This is a genomic window from Rossellomorea sp. H136 (genome assembly GCF_056838065.1).
The window spans coordinates 2752006-2767874 of record NZ_CM166371.1 but is presented as its reverse complement, the minus strand read 5'-3'; the positions used below and the strand labels follow the sequence as shown (position 1 = coordinate 2767874).

The window sequence follows — 15869 nt, the reverse complement described above, 5'->3', positions numbered from 1 at the left end:
CCATAGAATCTTGTGTATAATTCTGTTGAACGGAATAATTACATATGACATGAGATCAGGTGAAGCGGAAGTGACGATACTTCTTCGCTTCATAATAGGGAAGTTGGTGTAATTCCAACGCGGTCCCGCCACTGTAAATGGAAGTGAACTGTATAAAAACCACTGTGCAAATGTGCATGGGAAGGTGCAGCAAGCAATGACCATGAGCCAGGAGACCTGCCTGATTTATCTCGCACCCATACTACGCGGATAGAAAGGTGTAATATGCATGTTTAACGGTTTAAAGCCTTTTATGCATCTTACACAGCATCTCTAGTCCCACTGGAGATGTTTTTTTGTCTGGGAATAAGTTTATTTACAGGAGGAAAACGTATGAAACACACATTCAAAATCATTATTACACTAATATTATCTCTAGGACTCCTTTCAGCTTGCGGTACTGACGGAGAAAGTGTAGAAAAAAATGAAAATAGCGGGGAAGTCAGTCAGGGACAATCTGCTTTTCCTTTGTCAGTAAACGACGCCCTGAATAATAAAGTCACTCTGGATGAGCAACCTAAGCATATTGTTTCATTGATTCCAAGTAACACAGAAATCTTATTCGAGTTAGGGTTGAATAAGGAAATTGTAGGGGTTTCAGATTTTGATAATTACCCAAAGGAAGCGGCGGACAAAGAAAAAATAGGTGGAATGGAATTTAACGTTGAGAAGATCATCAGTCTGAATCCGGATTTGGTTCTTGCTCATGAGTCCACTGCTGTGTCGGCAGAAGAAGGGTTAGAACAGCTTCGCAATGCAGGGGTAAAGATATATATCGTACGTGATGCCAATAGCTTTGAGGAAGTGTACACCACGATGAAAAACATCGGCACATTGGTCGGAAAAAAAGACGAAGCTGAATCCGTCATTTCTGAGATGAAAGCGGATCTAGAATCCATTAAGGAAAAAGTCAGTGGTGTATCTGAAAAGAAAAAAGTGTATGTAGAGGTTTCACCTTCTCCTGACATATATTCGACAGGGAAAAATACTTTTATTGATCAAATGCTTTCACTTGTAAATGCCGAAAATGTGATGAGTGATCAGGAGGGATGGATCCAAGTTAACCAAGAAGCAGTCATCTCTTTCAATCCGGACGTCATCATTACTACCTATGGTTTTTATAGTGAAAATCCTAAAGAACATCAAGTGATGGGCCGAGAAGGTTGGAAAGATGTAACCGCCATAAAAAATGAAGATGTCCATGACGTACATTCAGATCTGGTCACACGTACCGGTCCGAGATTAGTTGAAGGAGTAGAGGAAATTGCAAAGTCGATCTATCCGGAGTTATTTACAGAATAAAATATGGATAACATACGGATTGGCTGTGACGTTTTTACTTTTCGCTCTCTTTGCCGGTATTTCGATAGGAACCGTCTCTGTGCCACCGATGGATATTCTGTTCATCGTTGGAGCTAAATGGTTTGGATTCCCTATACCGGAAGAAATTGATCCAATGTTTGCAAATATAGTGTACTCAATAAGATTGCCCAGAGTATTACTGGCATTATTGGTTGGAAGCTCCCTAGCAATTGCAGGAGCTTCTTTTCAAGGACTATTGCGCAACCCTCTGGCTGATCCATATACATTGGGTGTGTCTTCAGGAGCATCGGTCGGCGCTGTTATTACGTTGTTCTTTAATTGGAGCATTCCTTTCATTGGAAAGTTTACGCTTCCCTTTCTCAGTATTCTTTGTTCGATTATAACCGTGTTTCTCGTATTATGGTTTGCACAGAAGGTTGAAAGAACCATGAAGGTAGAAACCATCATATTAACAGGTATCATTTTCAGCTCTTTTTTAGGTTCCTTTATATCGTTAATGATCGCCCTGACGGGAGAGGAATTAAGACAAATCATCGGTTGGCTTCTTGGAAGCGTGTCCATGAGAGGGTGGGATTACATTACGATAATATTCCCCTTTTTCTTAATTGGAGTGATAGTTTTGTTTCTCAATGGCAAGGAACTGAATGGCATGAGCTTTGGTGAAGAACAAGCCCATCATATCGGAATATCCGTACAAAGAAGAAAACTCCTTATTTTAATTGCAGGAAGTATCCTGACGGGAGCGGCTGTCGCCGTTTCAGGTACAATTGGATTTGTGGGACTTGTAATCCCTCATTTTCTAAGAAGGATAGTAGGGCATGACCATAGACACTTACTTCCTTTGTCCATCCTTGTAGGCGGAGGCTTTCTCGTGTTGGCTGATCTCATCTCAAGAACCATCATTGCACCAACCGAGCTTCCGATTGGAGTGATAACAGCTCTTATTGGTGCCCCGATGTTTGCTTATATTCTCCTGAAGAAAAGAGGGTTTTCATCATGATAGATGTAAACGGTGTGACAGTGGGATATAACGATAAAATAATAGTGGAAGACATGAATTTTCATATAGATAAAGGAGAATTCTTTGGGATTCTTGGACCTAACGGAAGTGGAAAGACGACGCTGTTAAAAGCCGTGACGGGTCTGCTTCCATTAATGAGTGGAAACATCACGTTAAAAGGAAAAAAACTGCATCATTTTTCTTCAAGGGATTTAGCCAGACAGGTAGCGGTACTTCCTCAGATATCGACAGAATCCTTTTCCTATGAAGTGAGGGAGACGGTTATGCTAGGGAGATATTCTCACCAAAAAGGTTTCTTTAAAGGAACGACTGAACGGGATACCGAAATTGTAGCAAAGGTAATGGATCAAACGGGCATTACGCCCTTTCAGCACCGCTTCCTTCACGAGTTGTCCGGGGGAGAACGGCAGAGGGTATTCCTTGCCCAGGCTCTCGCTCAGGAGCCACAGGTCCTGTTGCTTGATGAACCCACTAATCATCTTGATCTTTCGTATCAGAAATCATTGTTGGATTTAATTAAAAATCAAACGGTACACGAAAATTTAACGGTCATCGCGATCTTTCATGACTTAAATTTAGCAAGTTTATACTGTGATCGCTTACTTCTCTTAGACAAAGGAAAAACCAAACTTCTCCACCACCCGGAAGAGGTTCTGAAAGAGAAACATATCGAAGAGGTGTATCATACAAAGGTTCAGAAACAAGCTCATCCTTTAGTGGCAAAACCTCAAATGGTAATTGTTCCTGAGGAGAGTGCGACTGAGAGCTTTGTGTTAGATGAAAGCTACCTAAACATGAGGGAAGAATACATACATTTCTCTGCCCCTTATCCATTAAAATGCATGTCCTCAGGGATTATTGGTGCAGGAATCGGGTGGTACAGGCACTTTATCAATCGAAGAGTCCCTGCAGATTATGACTGCTCAGATTATCAAGAGGATATGAAAGAGTTTCTTGTTCATAAAGGCCTGGATCCCTCATTTTCTGTAGGCATGATGACGGCTCTTCCTTTAAATAATATGGTATGCGATCGTTTCGAAGTTCAGGGGCATTCGGTTTTCGTTGTAGTGACAGCAGGTGTCGGGAATGCGATTGATGTCTCAACAAGTTATCAATATGATATTGATTTAAGGCCAGGCACGATTAATACGTGGGTGTTCATAAATGGGAATCTATCAGATGAAGCATATATAGAAGCCCTTGTAACCTCAACAGAAGCGAAAGTGAGGGCCCTTTACGATATGAATGTGAGGGACAGAAGAACAGGTCAGCCTGCAACCGGGACACCGACCGACAGTATTCTGATTGCTTCAAGTCAAAAGGGTGAGCTGGAACCGTTTGCCGGGCCGATTACACCAATAGGGAAGTTGATTGGGCGCGGTGTATATGAGGTGACAAAAAAAGCTATTCAACGTTATTTGGATCAAACAGAGTAGAATTATATCAACGACAGGGTGATAGAGGAGAGGGGGAATCGGGTTGGGAACCCTATATTTTATAACCGGAGGGGTTAGAAGCGGCAAAAGCTCTTTTGCTGAAAAATGTGCGATAATGAAGAAAAAGGCAAACCTTCCATTGGTCTATCTTGCTTGTGGAGTAAACACTGACAGGGAGATGGAGCAAAGAATCTTGAAACACCAGCAGGACCGGCAAGAGTATGCTGTGGAATGGACGACGATTGAATGTCCGAATTCAATTGATAGGATAATCAACCTAATTCCTCAACACTCCGTAGTTCTGTTAGATTGCCTCACGACTCTTTTAACAAATGAGACATATGGTAGTAGAAAGGTGAAAGGTCAGTATATAGAAGAGAGAATCTATCAGTCTATCTTAAAGTTGCTAAATAAAGTTGATGTACTGATCCTGGTTAGTAATGAATTGGTTTCTGACCTTCCAATTGATTCAAACGATCTTCTTACTTTCCAGAAACGACTTGGTGCATTACATATAAGAATGGTGAAAAAAGCATGTGTGGCAATCGAAATGACGGCGGGAATCCCAGTTGTGAAAAAGAGGGGTCCGAATGAGGAAGGACGGTTGCCTCATGATCATATTTAAAAGCTTTCTCCTTAACCTGCAGTTTTTTACGATTCTGCCGATCCGTAAAGAATTTTCAGTAGGCAAAAGGGAAATGAAGTGGATGGTCAGAACATTTCCACTGCTAGGTTTTTTTGTAGGTGTGTTTCTTCTAGGAGGATATGTTTTTCTGAATTCTTTTACCCACATAAGCCCTTTAGGAATATCATTCTATATTTGGGTAATGCCAATCGTATTAACGGGTGGTATCCACTTAGATGGTTATATGGATGCAAGTGATGCCTTTTTTTCCTATAGAGATAGGGAGAAGCGATTAGACATCATGAAAGACCCGAGGGTAGGTGCCTTTGGCGTTTTGTCCCTGGTGGTATTGCTTTCATCCCGGTTTTTATTCATTTATGAAACCATCATTCAAACCCATTCCACTATTTTGATTGGTATGGTCCTTGTGTCGATTCCCTTTTTAAGTCGAATGATGATGGGGGCGAGTTTAATTCTTATCCCTGCAGCCCAGACGTCAGGAATGGGATATGGTTTCAGTAAGAATGTGACGGGTTATGATCTTATTTGGATTGTTTCTGGTTTATTCCTGGGTGGAGTCGGCAGCTTCTTTTTAAATTACTTTTATTTTTATGCTTTATTCACCGTGGTGACGTTAGCTTTATTCTGGTTTGCCTATTCTAGATCCATCAAATGGTTTGGCGGTATGTCCGGTGATACAATCGGGGGCAGTGTAGAGGGAGTGGAGTTGTGTTTATGGATGACTATATGGTTATTGCATGTATTCGCCATGGTTTAACAGAGGAAAATGAGAAGGGGAAATACCTCGGCTGGACCAATTCCAGTTTATCTCGAAATGGAATCGAATTACTAAAAAGGCGAAATACTTTTTTTGAAGAGTATGAACGATGCTTTTCGAGTGATCTTAATCGCTGTTTAGAAACAGCTCACTTACTGTTTCCTCATGCTCCATTAATTTCTTCATCCCTTTTAAGAGAGATACACTTTGGAGGCTGGGAAGGTTTAACCTACGAGAGCTTAAAGGGTGACGATGTTTATCAAGAATGGTTATTGGACCCATCCATTTCTCCACCAAATGGGGAAGGGATAGATCAATTTGGAAAACGAGTCGATTTAGCCTGGGCACAGATCGTAGCTCAGATAGAAGAGCACAATGGGAAGCGGTACGCCGTTATTACTCATGGTGGAGTCATTCGACATCTATTAACTTCTTTATCTCCTAGAAATGTTCACAGAACGTTTTGGGAATGGAAGGTCAACCATGGAGAAGGGTATGAAATGGTATGGAAAACAGAAAATGATTGGAGGAATCAAACATGTACTTCGTTACGGGAGGTTCCTTTAATGGGAAAAGCATATGGGTGAAAACCCATTTTAATCTTAAAGAAACTGATACAACCTGGATTCCATTATTTAGTGGAGAAAGGATTCATTTGGATGATATCAACTTTTCAAACCCTGTCATCGTAATAGAGGGACTTGAGTATGGAATTCGATCAACCATTTTAAATTATGATTCCGAAGTCCGAAAGACTTTTTCAATTTTGATGCAAACCTTAAAACAGTGGGAAGAAGAAGACCCTGATCGCAGAGTGATCTGGATAGGTTCAGAGGTTGGGAAAGGAATTGTCCCAATGGAAAAGCTGTCCAGGGAATGGCGGGATATGACAGGATGGGTTTATCAAGATCTGGCGAAAATGTCTAAGGAAGTATGGCTGGTTTGGTACGGCCTTGCTACATCGTTAAAAGGATAAAGGAGAGGGTAAGTATGCAGCTTTACACAAGAACTGGTGATAAAGGTCAAACGAGCTTAATCGGTGGAAGAGTAGATAAAGATGATATTCGTGTCGAAGCGTATGGAACATTGGATGAAGTGAATTCTTTTGTTGGACAAGCCATTTCAGAACTGGATGTCGAGCGTTTTCAGGATATACTACAGGATCTTGAGACGATTCAGCATGAACTATTTGATTGTGGCGGTGACCTATCCAACGTTTCTAAGCATAGAAAAATCAAGCTTCAGTCCCAATCCGTCCAGGCGTTGGAGGTTAAGATTGATAGGTTTACGAAGGAAGCGCCTCCACTTGAGAAGTTCATTTTACCAGGTGGCGTGAAAGCCTCATCAAGTATTCACTTAGCTAGAACGGTTACAAGAAGAGCAGAGAGAATCATGGTTTCACTTTCAAAAGCGGACGAGGACTTTCCAGCTGTGACATTGCAGTATATCAATCGATTATCCGATTACTTTTTCGCATTGGCCCGTGTGATCAATTATCGTTGTAATGTTAAAGATGTCGAATATATTCGCAGCGCAAACGTATTTTCAAATAGTAAAGTTCAGAAAAATGAAAAGTAATCTTAGGACTCTTTTGGTACTTTCATTGTTTATGGGTTTTTCTGCGATCGGTGGAATGGTGAAGATACCTGCCGTAATAGGTACGGTTGCATTGGATAGTATGCCTGCACTATTAATTGCATCCCTTTACAATGGGAGATGGGGTGCAATCGTTGCAGGTGGGGGTCACTTGCTTTCAAGCATGTACTCAGGCTTCCCTCTTGGCCCTTTTCATTTGCTCATTGCTGCTGAAATGGCCTTCTTTGTATGGTTATTTGGATATGTGTTTTCGAATGGGAAAAGGGTACTTGCAGCCTTCCTTTTTTTTATAGGAAACGGTCTACTCGCGGGAATTCCATTTATATTTATCCTTAGTTCTTCATTTTACTATGCCATTCTACCTTCCTTACTAATAGCGAGTTTCATCAATTTAACGATTGCCCACTTCTTGTATCCTCCTCTTAAGTCAAGAGTGAAAAGTGGGGAAAACGCATGATTAAGCCTCGAGATGTTATATCCATTTCAATTTCAGATGAAGAAGAGTTGATTCTGGCTACTGATTGCAGCGGAGGGATTGGAAATAAAGAAGGAGATGTAGTCCTGGCCGATCCGGAGACAGTGGGGTATTACTGTTTCCGTGTAGCAGCGATGGAATGTTTGGCAGTGGGAGCAAGGCTCAAAGCTATTCAATTACTGAACTTTACAAGTGATGCTGTATGGGATCAGTATTGCAGTGGTGTGAAGAAAGGTTTAAGTGAAATGAATCAGGAAGGCATTCCAATTACGGGGAGTACTGAATCGAATATCGGTCTTAATCAATCGGCCCTTGGAGTTACGTGTATTGGCATAAGAAGCAAAAAGAGACCACTCCCCTCTTATACAAACCTTGCTTATGCGCTTGTTGGAACTCCCCTGGTAGGAAATGAAGTGATTAAGCAACATGCTTCCATTGCTCCACTAGATCTATTTATGAACTGTGTTCAACACTCTTCTATCATCGATGTATTGCCAGTCGGCTCTAAAGGCGTTCTTCATGAACTTTCTCTCTTATTAGGGAAGCCTTTAAGAAGAAAGGATGTCACCTCAACCCAAGACTTGGACAAATCCAGCGGGCCTTCTACTTCATTCATCATTTCTTACAGAAAAGCAGAGGAACTTGATGTAAAAGACCTTACGAACGGTTTCTTCCAATCACTTCATTTACAGTGATAAGAACAAATAAATACTTTTATGGATATTTGTGATAAAATAAACTTTCAAATAGTATGGAGAAATGTGTTAGTTTATCCAAGATTCTTCGATTGTCAATTTCATTCGAATAGAGTACTATTTCTTACTATCATCAGTAATTCATGAATGTCATAAAAGTAGGTGAAGAAATGGATTCACGATTAGACCGCAAGTCTAAAAAGAAAAAACGCGGAAGAAAAGTGATATTGGTATTATTATTAATTATATTTAGTTTACTCGGTTATGCAGCTTTTCAATTTTATAGTGGATACAAAATGGCTGGCGACGATAAGCTTCAAGAAGATTATAGTTTCAATGGTGTGAAAGATAAAAACGGTATGGTCAACGTACTTCTATTGGGAGTCGACAGCAGAGGCGAGGAGAAATCCAGAACCGATACGATGATGCTCGCACAGATCGATCCCAAAACAAATGAAACCAGACTCGTTTCCTTTATGAGGGATATATATGTAGAAATACCTGGATACCAAAACTACAAGCTGAATACAGCATTTTATTTAGGTGGACCAGAATTGCTCAGAAAGACCATCAAACACAACTTTGATCTTGATATTCAATATTTCATGGTAGTCGACTTCAAAGGATTTGAACAATCCGTTGATATATTGGCACCGGATGGAATTGAAATGGAAGTGGAAAAGGCGATGTCGGAAAACATTGGTGTTTCCCTTCAGCCTGGTGTTCAAAACTTAAATGGGAAAGAATTATTGGGGTATGCAAGGTTCCGTGCTGATGCAGAGGGAGACTTTGGAAGGGTTGAAAGACAACAAAAAGTCATAAACGCTCTTAAAGATGAGGTCCTCTCAATAGGTGGAGTTACAAAGCTTCCTAAAATGGCGGGATCCATTCAACCCTATATCCAGACAAATATGAGTAAGCTTGATCAAATTTCCATCGCAAAAGATATCCTGTTGAGTAACAGCAGTGATATGGAAAAGCTCACCATTCCAGTTGAAGGATCGTATGGTTTTGGCAGCTATAGCGGTGTAGGATCTGTACTTGATATTAATTTTGAAGAAAATATACAAGCTCTGAAAGATTTCCTTAATGGAAAGAGCTCAGACGAAGCTACAACTGAATGAATTTATTAAGCCCGTAAAGCTGGAAAATGCTTAACGGGCTTATTTTTTGTGTAGATTGGGAAGGTGGAATGAATACAGCGATAAGAACTGCTCTGACAGTATGTGTTTGAAAAATGGACGCTCATTCAAGCAGTAAAGCAAAAGTAAAAATTCTGATTATACGCTCTCTGAGCCAATATATAGCCTTTAGAAGGAATCTGACCAACATAAATGGTAATGATAGCGCTTCCACTTCGTATTTCGGCTAATTCCTAACTACTTCCTTTATTGCCCTTGATATCATATACCAGCATGTTACGATTATAAACGTTGTAAACAAACACACGACAACAAAGGTTTTTAGACACATTAACCAGGAAATTTAACAACAAACAATTCTTTCATATTTAATACTAAACTTAAACAATGAATGTTCGATTAAAAACCCAACAAACAATATTAGAACAGGAGTGGATATGATTGTTAAAACATAAAACGATAGCTTTTCTAGGTGCAGGAAACATGGCGGAAGCTATGATTTCAGGTACTGTACAAAGCGGAAAGATCCCACCAGAACAAATTATTGTTTCTAATCGAAGCAATCAAGGAAGACTTCAGGGAATGAAAGCGAAATACGATATAACGGCTATCACAAAAGATGATTTACCCTATAATGAGATAGATATTCTTATTCTCGCTATGAAGCCGAAGGATATCGATAAAGCATTAGATTCGATTAATCACTTGGTTAGAAACGATACAGTGATTATGTCGGTGCTTGCAGGAATCACTACTTCTCATATGGAAGAGCAATTACCTGCAGGTCAGCCTGTTATCCGAGTCATGCCAAATACGTCAAGTATGTTGAAAGAATCTGCTACAGCCATAAGTGCAGGTCGCTTTACTTCAAGGGAAGACATGGAAATTGCAGAAGAGTTATTATCAAGCATTGGTGAAGTGTTCGTGATTGAAGAAAGTAAGATGGACATTTTCACCGGAATTGCAGGCAGTGGCCCGGCATACTTTTACTATTTAATGGAACACATTGAAAAGGCAGGTACCGAAGCCGGATTAGAACCAGAACTAGCTCGTAAAATTGGAGCTCAAACCATTTTCGGTGCAGCCAAAATGATGCTTGAACGTGAAGAATCACCAACTCAACTAAGAGAGAATGTAACATCCCCAAATGGTACTACAGCTGCAGGACTTGATAAACTAGCAGAGTTCGGCGGAGGTAAGGCTATCTCAGAAGCTGTCAAGGGAGCAGAAAAACGATCGAAAGAAATAAGCTCATCCTTACAGTCCAAACATTTAGTAACTAGCTAAACAAACATCGAAACGTAAACACCCCAAATAACTAATACCAACCAAACAAGAAATACAAGTCTGTCCCTACACACATAAAGAGGGGCGAGGGACGGACCTTTTTACTAGGAGTGATTGAATGTCCCAAAATAATCAGAAGAAACGTATCGTAATCAAGATTGGAAGTAGTTCATTAACAAGCCTGCATGGAGAAATGAGTCGTAGAAAACTGGAACGTCTTGTTGATGAAGTCGTCCGTTTAAAGGATGATGGCCATGAAGTATTGCTTGTTTCATCAGGTGCAGTTGCTGCCGGTTATCGTAAATTAGGATGCTTAACACGTCCAAGCTCTCTTCCAGAGAAGCAGGCAGCAGCAGCTATTGGTCAAGGTCTATTGATTGAAGCGTATTCTGACCTGTTAATTTCTAACGGATATGTGGCTTCTCAAATTCTGATCACTCGTAGTGATTTTTCTGATGAAGACCGATACAACAATGCAAGAAATACAATCAATGTCCTGCTTGAAAGAGGGATCATCCCAATTGTCAATGAAAATGATACAGTTACGATTGACCGATTGAAATTCGGAGACAATGATACCCTTTCTGCCAAAGTTGCGGCATTAGTAGATGCTGATCAACTCATCATTCTATCTGACATTGACGGACTATATGATTCTGATCCACGTAAAAATCCAGATGCTGAGCTGTTAGAAAGCGTAACGGAAATCACTGAAGATATCGAAGACATGGCAGGAGAGCCTGGAAGTTCTGTAGGAACTGGTGGAATGAGATCCAAAATAGATGCATTTAAAATCACAATGGCTTCTGGAATTCCTGCGTTTCTTGGTAAATCAGGAAACTCAAATGTTATTTACGATGCTGTCCAACATACAGCAAAAGGTACTTACTTTGAATCTGCAGAAGATTCCGTAAACCTTGATTCCAAAAAGCAATGGATTGCGTTCAACTCAGGTCCCGAAGGTGAAATCACCATTGATTCAGATGCGATAGAACGTATTCTGGAACAAAAAGAAAGTTTAACAATTGATGATATTTATACTGTAAAAGGCCGATTTAATAAAGGTGCAGTCGTGCGAATCCTTGATAATCGAAATGAAGAAATTGGTTTGGGGATGGTCAATTTTCGTTCAGGACAACTAAAAAAACCTACAGACATCAAAGCAGATCAAATCGCAGTCGAAATTGACCAACTAGTATGTCATGTAAATTTACCCATCCCAGTAGGAGTATAAAAGAAGGAGTTTGTCTCCTTCTTCCCTTGCACAATCCGTGCGAATTCTTTTCATAAAACCAGGAGGTATTTGATGACTTTAACTATAGAAAAAACTAGTGTAAAAAAACAAGCGATTCTTGCAAAAAAAGCTTCTAAAACGCTAAGTATGCTGACTACCGATCAAAAAAATAGAGCCCTTCACATCCTTGCCGATCATTTAGAGACGAATTACGAATCTATACTAAAGCAAAATGAAAAAGACCTTGAAAGAGGGAAAGAAAAGGGCTTCGAAGCTGCATTTATGGATCGTTTATCACTTTCTAAAGAACGTGTTGAAGATTTCGCAAGTGGTCTCCGTCAAGTAGCTGACTTGGAAGATCCCACAGGAAAAGTAGTATCCGATTGGACTCTTGAAAATCAACTGCAAGTTCAAAAAGTAACGGTCCCACTTGGTGTCATCGGAATGATTTATGAGGCACGTCCTAATGTAACGGTTGATGCAACCGGATTAGCACTAAAATCCGGTAATGCCATTGTCCTAAAAGGTGGTTCAAATGCCATTACCTCGAACAAAGCAATTGTGGACGTCATGCATGAAGCACTTGAGAAAACGGATATTCCTAAAGATGCAGTACAATTCATTAATACAACAGATAGAGAGGCAACAAGTGAGTTATTTACGATGAAAGAGCATATTGATGTGTTGATTCCGCGCGGTGGAGGGGCATTAATCAATGCTGTCGTTAATAATGCAACTGTTCCTGTCCTTGAAACTGGAGTAGGAAACTGTCATATCTATGTTGATAAAGAAGCTCAAGTGGAAAAAGCATTAAACATCATCATTAATGCAAAAACAGACCGTCCAGCGGTATGTAATGCTGCTGAAACCGTTATCCTGCATGAAGATTGGTTTAAAGAAAATAAGAGTGCATTTGTAGAAAAGCTTAAGGAGCAGAATGTATCCATTCACGGAGATGAAAAAGTTGTCGAAGCGATCGAAGATGCGAAGCCTGCTGGAGAAGAAGATTGGGCAAATGAATATCTAAGTCTGGATATTGCCGTGAAGATTGTAGCTTCTTTGGATGAAGCAGTCGATCACATCGAACAATATGGTACAAAGCATTCCGAAGCCATTGTCACGGAAAACACAGAAACAGCGAAGAAATTCATGATGCTTGTTGATGCTGCCGCTCTCTATCATAATGCTTCTACTCGTTTCACTGATGGAGGAGCGTTGGGATTTGGTGCTGAAATTGGAATCTCTACACAGAAACTTCATGCCAGAGGACCAATGGGGCTCAAAGCATTAACAACTGTTAAGTATATGATGCATGGAACTGGACAAACCCGATAATAAACATGAAAAAACGCTTGAGGAAATTCCCTCAAGCGTTTTTTTCTCATTTATCAGGAGGGAAGAGTTCAAATCAGAACCCCGAGCTTGTCTCCTCCAGTATAAACTCATTCAATCCCCGTATCGTATGAACTTCTTGCTGATAACAGATTTTTAAAAGTTCTTCAAAGATTTCGGCTGTCATGATAGCGTCATTCAGAGCATGATGTCTAGTCCTGTAATCGATGTCAAACCGTTTTACAAGGGCGTCAAGGTAGCAATCGTCCCGTTCCAATAATCCATTGGCAAGCGAAAAGGAGTCAACATATTCAGGATCAAATGAAGGGAGCTGCCATTTATAAATCCGTTTTTGGAGAAAATTTATGTCGAAACTGGCTGGGTGAGCGACAAGGATCGTTCCTTTACTGAACTCAATAAATCGCTCCAATCCGATAGGTAACGTAACACCATTCAGAAAGTCTTTTCGTCTCAGACCTGTAAATCGCTTCGTATCCCTCGACACCGCTTGAAGGGGATTGATGACCTGATAGAATGTGTCTCCACGTTGAACTTTACCTTCCTTAACCTTTACCGCTCCGATCGAGATGATTTCATCCCCTACCTCCGGAAAAAAGCCTGTTGTCTCCAGGTCAAATATGGTAAAGTCACAGTCGAACAAATGTTTTTGCTGAAGTGTGGGTTTTTCTTCTTCAAACTCTTTTAGTGCACGAGATAATTTATGGTAAGAAAGCTTTTCTTTTTCCCGTTTCACTTGAAAGCGAAAGAAAAATTGCTGCCATAAATAATATTTCAGAATGCGGTAGCCCACATTAATTCCAATATCATTCATTAAACCACCCGGTTCCTATTAAAACTAATTTCCATCACTTGTTGAAGTCGATTAGCAATCTGGATGGATTCTTTTAATTTCTGACGATCCTCTTTTGAAAGAGTACGTACATCAATATCATTACTTAATGGTTTTCCTTCAATAAGTTCAAGAAGGTTTTGTTTTGTACGGAGAGTGAGAAGAATATGCATAGCTGTTTTTACATTTTCAGCATCCCTTGGATGGAATGCCTGCATCTTCTTCAATGCTTGAACCCTCTTTATGGTATTTACTTCTTTTATTCCGTATTTTACAGAATGAATGCGAATCATATTGACGATTTGCAAAAGCCCCGACTTTTTAATGTTAAACAAATGATTCCTGGGCTTCAGGTTCACTCGTCCCAAAGGGCCTACAGGAAGTTTGAAACGAAGGGCATCTTTTCTTAATAGTTGTTGCATATTAAGAGACCGTTTCGATTTTTCCGCTAAATAAATTCGAATTTCCTCTGCGATGGAGTAATCACCATAAATGGGGCGGAAATCATAAAACATCGTAATGTTTTGAACTTCCTGTGCATCTATTTCATATAGCCATTCATCAATTGCCTTTTTCCAATCAGTATAAGATCGTTTCCATTTCTGTTCCTTAGCCATGATTCCGCCAGTACATTCAGGAAAACCGCATGCAGCAAGCTTTAAATTGAGTTTTTCGGTGAATGCCTGGAAATACAAATCAACCTTTTTAAGATCAGACAAGTGGTTATAATCATCAAGAATGATTCCATTATCTTGATCTGTATGAAAGCCTTGTTCACTTCTTCCTTGACTGCCCATTACGATAAAACAATAATTGATAGGCGCAGATCCGAATCCTTCCTGACGCATTTCTTTTTCGGTTAATTGAATGATTTTTCGGTGCAGACGATCATTATAGTTTGAGATCACTTCGCAAATATCGTAGCCAAAATTATCTTGGAGGAGTAGATCTTGAATGAACTGTTGAAAAGTCTTACTTTTCACAGTTGCCAGTTCTACCAATTCGTGGTTCGAAACGGCTTTTTGGATTTTATACGAGAGGTCCAAGTAATTTGAATCCTGTATATTGAGAAATGAAGTACTGGTCAGAACTCCAACAACTTCATCGTTGCGAATAATGGGTACAAAATCTACTTCTTCATGCTTGAAATAAGAAAGGGCTTCATATGCAAAGGATTCATCACGAATCCAAAACGGTTTTTTCTTCATCCAGTCTTTTACTGATTCACTGAAAATCGGGTTTGTAATATAAGACAGGATTTCACGTTGAGTAAGAATGCCTTGCATTTTTTTCTCTTCATCAACTACCACTAGGCCATATGTATCTTCTTCTTTCATCTTTCTGGCTGCGTCAAGAACAGAGGTATTTTCGTCAATAAAGGTGGGGCGATCCATTAACGTATGCACTTTAGTTCGAAACAGGTTTATATTTTCGTCGTCGGATTCAGTGGCTGATTTCACCTTTATTTCATCGTACAATGTTTTCATACGATTTCCGATGCTTTCGAAGATGATTTTTGAAAAATCATTGTTCTTGGTCATAATCTCCAATAGTCGATCCTTCTGAATGCGGAACACGGTACAATCCTCTATTGCCTGTACGGAAAAAGTCATTTGACCGCTTGTAAGCATAATCATTATCCCGATTAAGTCTCCAGGATAATAGAATCGAAGGGAATACTGTTTGCCGCTTGAACGATGGAGAACATTCTTCGCAAGTCCCGAGACAAGGAAGTATATATCAAGTTCTTCTACCGTTTCATCTTCATGAAAAAGGAATTCGCCCTTCTTGAAAGTGGTGTATTTAGAACCGGATATAATGTAATCTAACTGTTCAGTAGTCAGAACATCAAAGGGATAGTGATCTCGTATAATTTGTAATAATTCCTGCTGGTTCATCGAATACCTCCCGTTCTCAATAGTCCCATAGTACTTTACCATAGAATTCCCTATTTTGAAAACGATAAAACGGGATCTTCCTGAAGTCCTGATGGAGGTTTGAATGGAAGTATTGAAGGGTCGAATTTATTAAATCTT

Annotated in this window: 16 protein-coding genes and 1 riboswitch; of the genes, 14 read left to right on the top strand and 2 right to left on the bottom strand. The window is 40.0% G+C overall.

The window, feature by feature from the left end:
* Positions 1–39 precede the first annotated feature (39 nt).
* Positions 40–238, top strand: a riboswitch (cobalamin riboswitch).
* 134 nt (positions 239–372) lie between these two features.
* The 14 genes from ACYH0O_RS13960 to ACYH0O_RS13895 all read left to right on the top strand — a co-directional run bounded on the left by ACYH0O_RS13960 (position 373) and on the right by ACYH0O_RS13895 (position 12986).
* Positions 373–1341 carry an ABC transporter substrate-binding protein gene (locus ACYH0O_RS13960; protein ID WP_482629202.1) on the top strand — a complete coding sequence of 323 codons (969 nt, stop codon included), beginning with the start codon at positions 373–375 and terminating at the stop codon, positions 1339–1341.
* On the top strand, positions 1304–2362 hold the full coding sequence (locus ACYH0O_RS13955) for a FecCD family ABC transporter permease (RefSeq protein WP_482629201.1): 1059 nt from the start codon (positions 1304–1306) through the stop codon (positions 2360–2362). The genes ACYH0O_RS13960 and ACYH0O_RS13955 overlap by 38 nt, the downstream gene beginning before the upstream one ends.
* Positions 2359–3819 (top strand): adenosylcobinamide amidohydrolase, encoded by a 1461-nt coding sequence (locus tag ACYH0O_RS13950; RefSeq protein WP_482629200.1) that lies wholly within the window; start codon positions 2359–2361, stop codon positions 3817–3819. Before ACYH0O_RS13955 ends, ACYH0O_RS13950 begins: the two co-directional genes overlap by 4 nt.
* Before the next feature lie 43 nt (positions 3820–3862).
* Positions 3863–4444 carry a bifunctional adenosylcobinamide kinase/adenosylcobinamide-phosphate guanylyltransferase gene (locus ACYH0O_RS13945; RefSeq protein ID WP_482629199.1) on the top strand — a complete coding sequence of 194 codons (582 nt, stop codon included), beginning with the start codon at positions 3863–3865 and terminating at the stop codon, positions 4442–4444.
* On the top strand, positions 4431–5222 hold the full coding sequence (locus ACYH0O_RS13940; protein ID WP_482629198.1) for an adenosylcobinamide-GDP ribazoletransferase: 792 nt from the start codon (positions 4431–4433) through the stop codon (positions 5220–5222). Before ACYH0O_RS13945 ends, ACYH0O_RS13940 begins: the two co-directional genes overlap by 14 nt.
* Positions 5180–5809: a histidine phosphatase family protein gene (locus ACYH0O_RS13935; RefSeq protein ID WP_482629197.1), complete on the top strand. Its 630-nt coding sequence runs from the start codon at positions 5180–5182 to the stop codon at positions 5807–5809. Before ACYH0O_RS13940 ends, ACYH0O_RS13935 begins: the two co-directional genes overlap by 43 nt.
* Positions 5761–6198 (top strand): bifunctional adenosylcobinamide kinase/adenosylcobinamide-phosphate guanylyltransferase, encoded by a 438-nt coding sequence (locus ACYH0O_RS13930; protein WP_482629196.1) that lies wholly within the window; start codon positions 5761–5763, stop codon positions 6196–6198. The genes ACYH0O_RS13935 and ACYH0O_RS13930 overlap by 49 nt, the downstream gene beginning before the upstream one ends.
* Before the next feature lie 14 nt (positions 6199–6212).
* Complete coding sequence (locus tag ACYH0O_RS13925) at positions 6213–6800, top strand: cob(I)yrinic acid a,c-diamide adenosyltransferase (RefSeq protein ID WP_482629195.1); 588 nt, start codon at positions 6213–6215, stop codon at positions 6798–6800.
* Entirely contained in the window at positions 6790–7275 is a 486-nt protein-coding gene (locus tag ACYH0O_RS13920) for an ECF transporter S component (RefSeq protein WP_482629194.1), read from the top strand. Before ACYH0O_RS13925 ends, ACYH0O_RS13920 begins: the two co-directional genes overlap by 11 nt.
* A complete protein-coding gene (locus tag ACYH0O_RS13915; RefSeq protein ID WP_482629193.1) occupies positions 7272–7988 on the top strand; it encodes an ATP-binding protein in 717 nt (238 codons plus the stop codon). The genes ACYH0O_RS13920 and ACYH0O_RS13915 overlap by 4 nt, the downstream gene beginning before the upstream one ends.
* A gap of 170 nt (positions 7989–8158) precedes the next feature.
* On the top strand, positions 8159–9112 hold the full coding sequence (locus ACYH0O_RS13910) for an LCP family protein (RefSeq protein ID WP_482629192.1): 954 nt from the start codon (positions 8159–8161) through the stop codon (positions 9110–9112).
* A gap of 459 nt (positions 9113–9571) precedes the next feature.
* Entirely contained in the window at positions 9572–10417 is an 846-nt protein-coding gene (gene proC, locus ACYH0O_RS13905; protein WP_482629191.1) for a pyrroline-5-carboxylate reductase, read from the top strand.
* A 118-nt stretch (positions 10418–10535) separates the two neighbouring features.
* Complete coding sequence (proB, locus tag ACYH0O_RS13900) at positions 10536–11651, top strand: glutamate 5-kinase (RefSeq protein WP_482629190.1); 1116 nt, start codon at positions 10536–10538, stop codon at positions 11649–11651.
* A 72-nt stretch (positions 11652–11723) separates the two neighbouring features.
* On the top strand, positions 11724–12986 hold the full coding sequence (locus tag ACYH0O_RS13895; RefSeq protein WP_482629189.1) for a glutamate-5-semialdehyde dehydrogenase: 1263 nt from the start codon (positions 11724–11726) through the stop codon (positions 12984–12986).
* Between the two features lie 73 nt (positions 12987–13059).
* On the opposite strand, the gene ACYH0O_RS13890 is transcribed toward ACYH0O_RS13895, so the two are convergent.
* Together ACYH0O_RS13890 and ACYH0O_RS13885 are read right to left on the bottom strand one after the other, a co-directional pair.
* Positions 13060–13815, bottom strand: a complete 756-nt coding sequence (locus tag ACYH0O_RS13890; RefSeq protein ID WP_482629188.1) for a 3'-5' exonuclease — start codon at positions 13813–13815, stop codon at positions 13060–13062.
* Positions 13815–15731: a DUF294 nucleotidyltransferase-like domain-containing protein gene (locus ACYH0O_RS13885; protein ID WP_482629187.1), complete on the bottom strand. Its 1917-nt coding sequence runs from the start codon at positions 15729–15731 to the stop codon at positions 13815–13817. The genes ACYH0O_RS13890 and ACYH0O_RS13885 overlap by 1 nt, the downstream gene beginning before the upstream one ends.
* Positions 15732–15869: the final 138 nt, after the last annotated feature.